Raw genomic sequence first — 1806 nt, forward strand, 5'->3', positions numbered from 1 at the left:
TCGCAAGAGGCAAGCTCCCATATGTAGGAGTCCGATATATGTTCAAGTCTTTCAAACTTAAATTCATCAAGAGTCTTCATAACAGGGAAGCCGGCCTTTTTAATCCTGCGCCTCTGCCCAGCAATCTGCCTCTGCGACACCTCTAGTTTCATAGTCTCACAAAGGAATTTGTCATATCCATCACCGGGGGAGAGCTGCCGGACAACGTTTTCATAGCCCACAAATGCTGGTGTTCTGAGTTGCTTTGCATAAAGCTTGATGGTCTCTTTAGTGGGGTTGATTTCGTTGGTATGTGTCCCACTCATACCGCAGCGCCCCTGTTCATAAGGGCATTATACTTGTCAATCTGAGGCGTTAGCACTTTAATATCTAGTTTTGAAGGTAGCCTTTCCGGTGTATCGACCGGTGTTAGAACGGCTCGAATCAGCTCGACCGATAGTTCAGGATTATTAAGGGAGCCTATAGCCGTCAGAACCTTGTTCTCTCCATAGTCAACACAAAGTCTCAATAGCTTGACCATTTCCCGTGGGCCAGACAGTCGTCTACCGGCCTCCAGCAGTTGTGTGGATAGGTTGCTTTTCACTGGTTTGGCGTTGAAAACACTGCGGGGTCGTTTTTCAATTAGGTCAATGTAGTGCTCTAGCCGGTATTTGGTTTGTCCTCTTTCGTAACAGCGGGGATACCTAGCAATCTCAGTATTTCGGTATATCATCACTACCTCGTTGCCATATCCTTTGACGCTAATTTCTTTGTCGGCATACTTAACCGGCACGGAATAGTGGTTGTAATCAAACCTTACCGTCGAGAAATCACTCACTCTTTGCGTTATACTCTTGCTTGGGTCGAATCTGTAGCGTGGAAGCATTGTCAGCCTCACTCTTGTAGTCAGCGCCATCTCACCGACAGTTTGATCACGGCCAGTTATCTTATGGCCACGGTATTTTAAGCATCTACGCAGTATCTCTGCGTTTAGCTCGTCAAGGGTTTCCACTCTGGGTATGGGCACCAAAATATTGCGCCTTACCCAGCCAACAAGTCCCTCAACCAGGCCTTTTTCATGCCCTGCTGCTATGTTGCAGAAGTCGCATTGAAAGGCATAGTGTGCGGCCAACGCCTGGTATCTATCTTGAACTTTGGCGTGAATGCCAAAACCCTCCTTTACCGCAACTTTGGCGTTATCGAATATCATTCGTTTTGGAGCACCCTCGAAATAGTCGAATCCGGTAATCTGGGCTTCGAGAAAACTTTCTTCGTTCTGGCGATAGAATGCTTTACAGAACATATCTGCGCTATAACACTCCCGCATACAAAACAGGTTTAGCTTCACTTTTTTACCGCTGATGTAGGCGGTTGCCTCGCCCCAGTCAATCTGGATCGCTTCACCAGGATCATAAGATAATGGAACAAATACCTTTGCTTGTTTGTCTTTAAGGTTGGCAACAATTTCACGAATGGTCGATTCACCACCCATAAAGTCTGCTTCATCTACAAGACGGTCATATATCCGCTTTGCGGTATGCTTTTGTTTTTTAATATTCTCGGCCTCATCAGTGGCTAGGCAAGTTTTAATGAATTCCATCACCTCATCGGTTACCACATACCTCTGACGACCACTTATTCCTTGCCGTTCCCATGGGACCAGTGATCCCTCACAGTATTTCTTAACCGTATTGCGAGATATCCCAAGCAATTTTGCTATATCCCTCTGTGACTTGCCTTCATGCTCATGTAGATAGCGTATCTTTTTATAAACATCCACTTCTATTGACACCCTTTCACCCCTGTACGTCAGCTTCTTACTGATCT

At 45.9% G+C, this 1806-nt stretch carries 1 protein-coding gene and 1 pseudogene; both read right to left on the reverse strand.

Going from position 1 to position 1806, the window contains the following annotated elements; all coding sequences use genetic code 11:
• Nucleotides 1-305: pseudogene (locus BUB11_RS26470) on the reverse strand (hypothetical protein); the annotation flags it as partial.
• Nucleotides 302-1771 (reverse strand): IS21 family transposase, encoded by a 1470-nt coding sequence (gene istA / locus BUB11_RS26475; RefSeq protein WP_073033622.1) that lies wholly within the window; start codon nt 1769-1771, stop codon nt 302-304. The gene istA and the pseudogene BUB11_RS26470, both read right to left, overlap by 4 nt.
• Nucleotides 1772-1806 lie beyond the last annotated feature (35 nt).

The sequence above is a fragment of the Desulfosporosinus lacus DSM 15449 genome, assembly GCF_900129935.1.
GTDB lineage: Bacteria > Bacillota > Desulfitobacteriia > Desulfitobacteriales > Desulfitobacteriaceae > Desulfosporosinus > Desulfosporosinus lacus.